Genomic DNA, 9,414 nt, shown 5'->3' with positions numbered 1-9,414 from the left:
CCACCCGCACCCGCGTTGAGGGCCGTGAGCTTTCCGTCCTTCGTGATGAGGCCGTCGAGGCCGGCCTGGACTCCGGCTGCCTGCGCGCTGGCGGTCTTCATACCGGTAGTGACGGTTGTCAACTGGAGGAGCGCAGCGTCAACATCGGCGGTGCTGAGATTGGCCGACGTCAGCTGTGTCCTGATAGCGGTCAGACTCGATTCGAGAGCTGTCGTCGTCGTCGCGTTAAGTGTCGTGACTGCATCGCCAGTAGCCGCGGAAAGGGCAGGCACGCCCTTCTCAAGCAGCGCCTTGGTCCCTGCCGACACGGAGGCCGCTCCTGTGGAGAGCGGGACTGTCCCGTCGGCAAGCTTCTTCGTTCCGGCCGCGAGGTCTGCAGCGCCGCCGGAGACCTTCGTCGCCCCTGCAGACACCTGGCTGGCGCCGGTCGCGAGCGTCGCAGTCCCGGTGGCAAGGCTCGTTGCCCCGCTCGAGAGCTGGCTCGTTCCGGTCGCGAGCTGGCCGAGGCCGGAGGCGAGCACGCCCACGCCGCTGGAGAGCTGGGCGGCACCGGTTGCGAGGCTTGCGCTCCCGTCGGAGGCGGTCGTCGCGCCATCCGTCAGCTTGGTCGCGCCGTCCGCGGCCGTGACGAGGCTCGAGCGCACGTCGGACAAGCCGATCAGGAGCCGGTCGGCCGCTTCCTCATTGACCTTCGAGACGATGGCCTCCCGGATCTTCGTCGCGGCCTGGCCGCCGATCGTCGAAGCGAGATAGCTGTTCGTGTCGTTCGTGGTGAGGGTGATCACCGACTTCCGCGGTGTCGACGTGGCCGAGGATGCGATGCCCTCGGAGAAGTCGGCCGGAATGGTCACGCTGAAGTCATAGCTCGCGTCGGCGACGCCGGCCGCGGCCGTGGCCGCGGAGACACGGTGCCATTGGAAGGCTCCGGCGTCGGTGAGCTGCGTTGCGATGTCGTCGCCGTAGTTGTGGCTCACATCGTCGATGACCGTCCCCGTGTCGGCGACGACGAGGGCGACCGGCACGCGGTCGAGACCCGCATACGGGTCCTGGTTGGCCCACAGGTACAGGCCGCCGTAGAGCACGGGCACGAGCAGCAGGGCGGCGAGGGCGACCCGGGACATCACGGTTGCGGTCAGTCGCGCCAGTTCGGCGCGAATCATGGCGAAAACTTTCACAGGACATCGGCTCCGGGGATGGTGACGGGGAAGCGGGTGAGTCCGGCGGGCAGCATGCCGTCCGGCTCCAGGTTGGCGAGCTCGAGGTCAGCGATGGCGTGCGCCGAGGCGTCGCCGGCGATGACGAGCACCGCATAGCCACGCGCCGCCAGTCCACCGGCGATGTCCCACCAGCCGAGCGGATCGCCGCCGTGGCGGTCGGGAGAGGTGAGCACAAGCCCCAGCACGCCGTCGCGCAGCACGGCCAGTTCGGTCAACAATCGGATGCGGTCGTCGGGCGCGAGGTCGCCCATGTCGCTCCGCGCCCGGTCGGCGAGGCCGAGCCCGGCGAGCAGGTGCTGGGTGGACTTGCGACGGAGGCCGGCGAACATGAGCTCTTCGGCGACGACGTCTTCGACCATGACGTCCGCGGCGGGCTCCGAGACGCCGAGGGCGTCGACGAGAGCGATCTGGCGACGCACTGCGGCGTAGTCGGTGTGACCGTCGATCGTGACGGTCCCGCTGTCCGGGCGCATCCGGCCGGAGGCGATGAGGCCGAGGACCGTGGGACGGCGTTCGGTCTCGGCCCGGGCGAAGGCGACGGCGCCACTGCTGAATTCCAGGGTCGTCGACGGAAGGGCAGAGTCTCTCGGGCCCTTGGTGACGGACGAGAGGTTAACGCGCATGCGAGCGCCTCCGGAGGTGAGAGGAAACCCATACGACGTCGGCACGGGTTCCGGGGGGAAGGAATAGGCATCGCGGCGCTGGGACTGAGGCCACTCTAATTCACCAGCACGTGATTTTCACTGACTAGTCAGTTCTGGTCAGACGCGGGGTCGTCGGGTGATCGAGGTGGACGAAGCCGGACCTGCTTGCGCGGGGCGTTCGACGGATCTATACTGACTAGTCGGTACAAAACGAGTACCGCCACGAAAGGAACGACGTGCAGGCGACACTGGTAGCGGACGAACTGACTGTCAGTTACAAACGAGGCCTGGTCTACGGGCCGATCAGCTTCAGCGCCGACGACGGCCTCACGGTCATCTGCGGCCCGGCCGGCAGTGGGCGCACGAGCCTGCTCCTCACCCTCGCCGGGCGGATGCGGCCAACCTCCGGAACCTTGTCGGTGCTCGGCGAAGACCTTCCCCGCCGCGCCCGCCGGGTCCAGCGCCGCACCGGCGTGTCCGGGTTCCACGGCATCGACTCCCTCGAAGAGTCGGTCACCGTCGGGGCGGCCATCCGCGAGCGCCACGCCTGGCTCGCCCCCTGGTGGTCCTTCATCCGGGCGGTCGACGACGCCGAGGTCGTCCGCGTCTGCGCGCCGGTCTTCGGCGATATCCCGGTTCCGGCCGCGAGCACGATGATCTGGGACCTCGACGAGGTCGAGATGGTGCTCCTCCGCGCGTCGCTGGCCATGATGAGTCGGCCCAGCGTGCTGTTCTTCGACCAGGTCGAGCAGGTGCACTCCCCGGAGGCACGCCGCCTGCTCTGGGCCCGGCTCGGCGCGATCGTCGCAGCCGGCACTCCCGTGATCGCCTCGGCCATCGCACCGGACTACGAAATGTGGGCGGAACTCGGACTCGAACCGACCGTCCAGTACATGAACCAGGAGATTCGCTAGATGTTCGCCTTCCTATCCACGGGCACCGAACTGCGCCGATTCGGCAAGGGCACCCTGCCCAAGATCGCGCTCGTCGTGTTGATGTTCATTCCCCTGATCTACGGCGCCCTCTACCTGTGGGCCTTCTGGGCGCCGGACAAGGAACTCAGCAAGCTCCCGGTCGCCCTCGTCAACTCCGACACGGGCGCCGTCCGTGACGGCACGGACGTGACCGCGGGCAACGACCTCGTCGGCAAGCTCCTCGACGGTCACGACCTGGGCTGGGTCGAAACCAGCGCGGCCGACGCCGCCACCGGGGTGACCGACGGCGACTACTACTTCTCCGTCACCATCCCCGCAGACTTCTCCACGGATGCGATCTCCGCAGGCACAGACACCCCGACCGCTGCCGAGGTGCTCGTCGACTACAACGACAGCAACAGTTTCCTCGCCTCCACCCTCGGCAAGCAGGCCATGATCCAGCTGCGGGACGCCGTGTCCCTGAACATCGGGGACCAGACCGTCAACACGATGCTCGTGGCCGTGAACAAGGCCGGTGACGGCATCCGCACCGCCGCGGCCGGTGCCGGAACGCTCGCAGACGGCCTCAGCACGGCCGAATCCGGCACAGGCACTCTCGTCGCCGGGCTGAACGACCTCTCCGCCGGCGCGTCCACCCTTGACGACGGCGCGGCACAGGTGGCCGACGGATCGTCGACGCTGGCCGCGGGGATAGGCACGCTGTCCTCGGGCGCGGCAACGCTCTCCTCTTCCTCGCTGAAGCTCTCCGACGGCGCGTCGACTGTCGCCGCGGGGACCCAGAAGGTGTCCGATGGACTCGCCTCGGCGGCCACGGGGGCAGCCACCCTCTCGGACTCCTCAGACCAGCTCGCCGCGGGGGCGACCTCGATCGCGACGGGAACCGGACAGCTCGCAACCGGGACGAAGGACCTCGACGACGGCCTCGCGAAACTGGAGGCGGCCATGGCCGCTGCCCCGGCCGGCACGCCGGCATCCGCGTTCCTGTCGACCGTGACGAAGCTCGCGACCGGAGCCGACACCCTCAACACGAAGACGCAGGGCGCTGCCACCCAGGTTTCGGGATACGCGACGCTGAGCGGAAACTTCGCCACCGGTGCGGACAGCCTCGCCGCCGGAACCGGCACCCTCGTCGACGGCAGCAGCCAGCTCGTCGCGGGCGGCACCGCCCTGCAGTCCGGCACCGTGCAACTCGCCGACGGCAGCCACACCCTGGCCGATGCCCTCGCGACCGGAGCCGCGGACGCACCCAGCCTCACCGACGCGCAGATCTCCGAGAAGGCCGCGGTGATCGCGAACCCCGTCGACCTCAATCAACGGTGGGAGAACGCCTCGGACAGCTTCGGCGAGGGCTTCGCGCCCTTCTTCCTCGCCCTGGCCACCTTCGTCGGTGCACTCATCACCTGGCTCATCCTGCGTGCCCTGCCGACCCGCGCGCTCGCCAGCGCCGCCTCGGGCCTGCGTGCCACGATGACCGGTTTCCTGCCGGCCATGGCGATCGGGTTGAGCCAGGTCATCATCATGGTCCTGGTGCTCGTCTACGGCATCGGGCTGACCCCGGCGCACTGGCTGGGCATGTCCGCGTTCATCTACCTCACAACGCTCGCGTTCCTGGCGCTGCAGCAGATGTTCATCATCCTGTTCGGCACGGCGGCAGGCCGCGTGATCAGCCTGGTGCTGCTCATGCTGCAGCTCAGCTCCTCCGGCGGGACCTATCCCGTCGAGACCACGCCGGAGTTCTTCCAGATCCTGCACCCGTGGATGCCCGCTTCCTACGTCGTCACCGGGCTGCGGCAGCTCATCACGGGCGGGATCGACTCTAGACTGTGGCTTTCCGTGCTCGTTCTCGTAGGCATCCTGGTCGGCTCGATCGCGATCAGCGCCTGGAGCGCGTCTCGGCAGCGGATGTGGACGATCACCCGGCTGCACCCGGAACTGACCATCTAGGGTTGCGACCCGAACCGAGTGCGACGAAGGGACCGACTATGCCACGTGCGACGGGAACAAAACGGGCGATCCTGGACGCCGCGCTGGAGCTGGCCGCCACCCGCGGGATCACCGGCACCACGATGGACGACGTTGCCGAGCTCGCGCACGTGGCCAAGGGCAGCCTGTACTACAACTTCAGCTCGAAGGACAAGCTCTTCGAGGCGCTGCTGGAGGAGGGGGTCGGCTCGCTCTCCGACTCCCTCCGGGCGGCGCGTGACGGGCTGCACGGGCGGGAGGCGCTCGTCGCGCTGATCGCGGTGCTCCTCGACCTGATCGAGTCGAACGCGGGACTCGCCAAGCTCATGGCGGCCGAGATCTTCCGCACCGACCGGGCCTGGCAGAAGACCCTCTTCGCCCTGCGGCACGAGGCCCTCGCCGTCTTCGCGGAGGCGATCGCCGAGGCCCGTCCGGCCACGGCGGCAGCGGGAACGAGCGGGTTGATGGCGTCGAGCGTCTTCGGCGCCGTGCTCATGGCAGGCCTCGAATGGCTGGTGTTCGATCCCGACCGCGACCGCGACGAGGTCTCCGGGGCCATCCTCGAGTCGCTCTCGGGCGGCTTGCTCGCCTGATCCCGCGCCCGGTCGCACTCCGGTTCGCACTCCCGGCCGCGGCGACGCGATGGCGAAACCGGGACATTTCCGGGCATCAGCCCGGGGGTGGCGGCAGGTTCCGTGGGGCTCAGAGTGCTCACCGCGTTAGGATCGAGTGTGACCGGCGAAAACTTGATCGACCAGCCCGAGACCCTCCTTCCCGCGGAACCGGAGGTGATCGCGGCGCTCCGGAGTACCGAAAGCCACGCGTTGCCGTCCCTCGTCGCCGCGCACCCGACGTCCTCCCTGGCCTGGGCGGTGCTGGCGGATGTCGCCCACCTCGAAGGCCGCACCATCGAGGCCTATGCCTTCGCCCGCGTCGGCTACCACCGCGGCCTCGACGCCCTCCGCAAGGCCGGCTGGCGCGGACACGGCCCGATCCCGTGGACCCACGAGCCCAACCGCGGGGTGCTGCGCGCCCTGTATGCGTTGCGCCGCTCCGCCGCCGAGATCAACGAGCAGGACGAGTTCGACCGTCTCACCGTCTTCCTGAACGACGCCGATCCGACCGCGATCGCGCGCATCGACCAGGAAACCATCACGCCAGACGGCTACCGGGCCGATGACCCGGCCCCGATCACCGAGGCGTTTTTCATCCGAGGAGAGAACTAATGCCAGCGATCGTTTTGGTCGGAGCCCAGTGGGGCGACGAGGGCAAGGGTAAGGCCACCGACCTCCTCGGTAGCCGCGTCGACTACGTCGTCAAGTTCAACGGCGGCAACAACGCCGGGCACACCGTGGTGATCGACGGCGAGAAGTATGCGCTGCACCTGCTGCCCTCCGGCATCCTGACCCCCGGCGTCACGCCGATCATCGCGAACGGCGTCGTCGTCGACATCGAGGTGCTCTTCGAGGAGCTCGACGCGCTGATCTCCCGCGGCGTCGACGTGTCCCGGCTGAGGGTGAGCGCCAACGCGCACATCATCACCCAGTACCACCGCACGGTCGACAAGGTCACCGAGCGCTTCCTCGGCAAGCGCCAGATCGGCACGACCGGTCGGGGCATCGGCCCGACCTATGCCGACAAGATCAACCGGGTCGGCATCCGCGTGCAGGACCTCTTCGACGAGAACATCCTCCGCCAGAAGGTCGAGGGCGCCCTCGCCCAGAAGAACCACCTGCTCGTCAAGGTCTACAACCGTCGCGCGATCTCGGTCGACGAGATCGTGACCGACCTGCTCAGCTACGCCGAGCGCCTCCGCCCGATGGTCGCAGACACCGCGCTGCTCCTGCACCAGGCGCTCACTGCGGGCAAGACCGTGCTCTTCGAGGGCGGCCAGGCCACGATGCTGGATGTCGACCACGGCACGTACCCGTTCGTCACGTCCTCGAACGCGACGTCCGGCGGTGCGGTCACGGGATCCGGCATCGGCCCGAACCGGATCGACCGCGTCCTCGCCGTCGTCAAGGCGTACACGACCCGCGTCGGCGCCGGCCCGTTCCCGACAGAGCTCTTCGATGAATCCGGCGAGTTCCTGCGCGCCAAGGGCTTCGAGTTCGGCACCACGACCGGCCGCCCGCGCCGCTGCGGCTGGTACGACGCACCCGTCGCCCGCTACACGGCCCGCATCAACGGGGTCACCGACTTCGTGCTCACCAAGCTCGACGTGCTCACCGGCCTCGCCGCCATCCCGGTCTGCGTCGCGTACAGCGTCGACGGCGTCCGCCACGACGAGGTGCCCGTCTCGCAGTCTGACTTCCACCACGCGAAGCCCATCTACGAGGACTTCCCCGGCTGGACCGAGGACATCACCGGCGTCCGCACCTTCGAGGAGCTGCCGCGGAACGCCCAGGACTACGTGCTCGCGCTCGAGAAGATGAGCGGCGCCCGCATCTCCGCGATCGGCGTCGGCCCCGGCCGCGAAGCGATCGTGTCCCGCCACGACCTGATCAACTGAGAGCTGAGCTGAGCTGAGCCGGGCCGCAAGGGTCTGAACCGACAAGAGCGGATGCGCGGGGCGCATCCGCTCTTGTCGTCTCTTGTCGTCTCACGTCGTCGCGCGCCGCTTCGAACGAGCGGATGCTGCCATTCACCGGCGGGTTCCAGACGTTGCGCTCAGAGGGGGCCGACGCCGACGGCCGCACACGTTACAGTCGGCAGGTGACCGATAGCACCGCCCCGCGCGACGCCCCCACTTCTGCAGTACCCGCTCCCGGCGAGCCTGCTCGTCGCGCCGTCGTCGCGCTGCAGTTCCTCGGCATGGGCGTCGTCTGGGGCTCGAGCTTCCTGTTCATGAAGGTCGCCCTCACCGGAGTGAGCTTCGGGCAGGTCGCCTGGTCGCGCCTCGTGCTCGGCGGCCTCACCCTCGGCCTGATCGTGCTCATCACCCGGCCCCGGGTGAACAACGGCCCCGTGTTGCCGCGCGAAGCGGCCGTGTGGCTGCACTTCCTCGTGATCGCGGTGAGCGGATGCGTCGTGCCGCATCTCCTCTTCGCGTGGGCCGAGCAGTACGTGTCCTCGAGCCTCGCGAGCATCTACAACGCCGTGACACCGATCATGACGGCCCTGATGGCGACCCTCGCCTTCCGCGTCGAACGGCTCGGGCGCGGGCAGGTGCTCGGGGTGGTCGTCGGCATCGCCGGCGTGCTCGTGATCATCGGGCCGTGGCGCTACGCGGCGCTCACCGGGGACCTCTGGGGCCAGCTCGCCTGCCTCGGCGCGGCGGTGTGTTACGGCTTCACGTTCGGGTACACCCGCCGGTTCCTGAGCGGGCGGCCGATCGCGGGGGCGACGTTCGCGTTCCTCAACATCGGGCTCGGCGGGGCGATCATGCTGCTGCTCACGCCCGTGCTGGCCTGGCACCCGGTGTCGCTCAGCCCGGCGATCGTCCTGAGCCTGCTCACTCTCGGCGCCCTCGGCACCGGGCTCGCCTACATCTGGAACATCAACGTGCTCCGCGCCTGGGGCCCGACGAACGCGTCGACGGTGACGTATGTGACGCCCGTCGTCGGCGTCGTGCTCGGGGTGCTGCTGCTCGGCGAGACGCTGTCCTGGAACGAGCCGTTGGGCGCGCTCCTCGTGCTGCTCGGCATCCTGCTCGCGCAGAAGCGCATCCGCTTGCCCCTGCCGCGCCGCGCCCTCGCCTAGCCGCCTGACCACTGCCCGCGAAAGCGGGTGAATCGTCGGTCTGCGGCAGCCATAACGACGATTCACCCGCTTTCGCGCCGGGGTGCGCACGGTATCGTTCAGTCATGGCCGAACACGAGGAATTGCCCGCCGGTGCGGGGCGGGATGCGATCGACGAATTGAACGGCATCCGCCAGAGCATCGACAATATCGATGCCGCCCTTATCCACATGCTCGCTGAGCGCTTCAAGTTCACCCAGCAGGTCGGACGACTCAAGGCCAGGCACGGTCTCCCCGCCGCAGACCCCGCGCGGGAGCTGCAGCAGATCCAGCGTCTGCGTGCGCTCGCCGAGGAGGCCAGGCTCGACCCCGGTTTCGCCGAGAAGTTCCTCAACTTCATCGTCGCCGAGGTCATTCACCATCACGTGGCGATCGCGGGCGGCCAGCCGGGCGTGGGAGACGGGCAGGCACCCGGCGCTGCCATCGGGGTCATGCCCGATTCGGCGATCGGTGCACCGGCGCCTGCGACTGCGGAACCCGCAGGCCCGGCGTCGTGAGCTGGGACCCGCGCCACCTCCCCGACCAGTCCGGCAAGACCTTCGTCGTCACCGGCGCCAACGCCGGCCTCGGCTATTTCACAAGCGAACAACTCGCCGCGACCGGTGCGCACGTCGTGCTGGCCTGCCGCAATCCCGTGAAGGCGGATGCCGCGATCGCGGCCATCCGCGGACGGGTACCCGGGGCATCCGTTTCGACGATCAACCTCGACGTCGCCGACGCCGACAGTGTGCGCGCGGCCGCCGTGCTGCTGCTCGAGCTGCCCCGCCTCGACGGACTCGTGCTCAACGCCGGCATCGTGCACCCGCCCCGGACCCGCGAGTCGAGCGCGGCCGGCAACGAGATCGTGCTCGAGACGAACTACCTCGGGCACTTTCACCTCACCGCGCTCACCCTGCCTGCCCTGTTGCGCACGCC

The 9,414-nt window shown here is 68.9% G+C and carries 10 protein-coding genes; 8 read left to right on the top strand and 2 right to left on the bottom strand.

Annotated features, from left to right (window positions below; all coding sequences use genetic code 11):
- Both QN345_RS11750 and QN345_RS11745 read right to left on the bottom strand, forming a co-directional pair.
- A partial coding sequence (locus QN345_RS11750) for a YhgE/Pip family protein (RefSeq protein ID WP_323508674.1) occupies window positions 1–1,160 on the bottom strand: 1,160 nt, incomplete at its 3' end.
- A gap of 11 nt (window positions 1,161–1,171) precedes the next feature.
- Window positions 1,172–1,840, bottom strand: a complete 669-nt coding sequence (locus tag QN345_RS11745; RefSeq protein ID WP_322189138.1) for a hypothetical protein — start codon at window positions 1,838–1,840, stop codon at window positions 1,172–1,174.
- A gap of 257 nt (window positions 1,841–2,097) precedes the next feature.
- Here QN345_RS11745 and QN345_RS11740 point away from each other — a divergent pair, with 257 nt between their 5' ends.
- The 8 genes from QN345_RS11740 to QN345_RS11705 form a co-directional block, all read left to right on the top strand.
- Window positions 2,098–2,775 (top strand): ATP-binding cassette domain-containing protein, encoded by a 678-nt coding sequence (locus QN345_RS11740; RefSeq protein WP_134561955.1) that lies wholly within the window; start codon window positions 2,098–2,100, stop codon window positions 2,773–2,775.
- Window positions 2,776–4,740: a YhgE/Pip domain-containing protein gene (locus tag QN345_RS11735; RefSeq protein WP_323508673.1), complete on the top strand. Its 1,965-nt coding sequence runs from the start codon at window positions 2,776–2,778 to the stop codon at window positions 4,738–4,740.
- A 38-nt stretch (window positions 4,741–4,778) separates the two neighbouring features.
- Window positions 4,779–5,351, top strand: coding sequence for a TetR/AcrR family transcriptional regulator (locus tag QN345_RS11730; RefSeq protein WP_134446214.1), 573 nt, complete (start codon window positions 4,779–4,781; stop codon window positions 5,349–5,351).
- A 138-nt stretch (window positions 5,352–5,489) separates the two neighbouring features.
- Complete coding sequence (locus QN345_RS11725; protein ID WP_134446215.1) at window positions 5,490–5,984, top strand: DUF3151 domain-containing protein; 495 nt, start codon at window positions 5,490–5,492, stop codon at window positions 5,982–5,984.
- A complete protein-coding gene (locus QN345_RS11720; RefSeq protein WP_322189142.1) occupies window positions 5,984–7,270 on the top strand; it encodes an adenylosuccinate synthase in 1,287 nt (428 codons plus the stop codon). Before QN345_RS11725 ends, QN345_RS11720 begins: the two co-directional genes overlap by 1 nt.
- Window positions 7,271–7,572: 302 nt before the next feature.
- Window positions 7,573–8,460 carry a DMT family transporter gene (locus tag QN345_RS11715; protein WP_322189897.1) on the top strand — a complete coding sequence of 296 codons (888 nt, stop codon included), beginning with the start codon at window positions 7,573–7,575 and terminating at the stop codon, window positions 8,458–8,460.
- A 104-nt stretch (window positions 8,461–8,564) separates the two neighbouring features.
- On the top strand, window positions 8,565–8,996 hold the full coding sequence (locus QN345_RS11710) for a chorismate mutase (protein WP_134446217.1): 432 nt from the start codon (window positions 8,565–8,567) through the stop codon (window positions 8,994–8,996).
- Window positions 8,993–9,414, top strand: a 422-nt coding sequence (locus QN345_RS11705) for an SDR family NAD(P)-dependent oxidoreductase (RefSeq protein WP_323508672.1), incomplete at its 3' end; no start/stop codon positions are given. The genes QN345_RS11710 and QN345_RS11705, both read left to right, overlap by 4 nt.

The organism is Cryobacterium sp. 10I1 (genome assembly GCF_035019805.1).
GTDB classification, from domain to species: Bacteria; Actinomycetota; Actinomycetes; order Actinomycetales; family Microbacteriaceae; genus Cryobacterium; species Cryobacterium glucosi.
The sequence above is the reverse complement of the archived record's forward strand: the minus strand, read 5'-3'. Positions and strand labels throughout refer to the sequence as shown.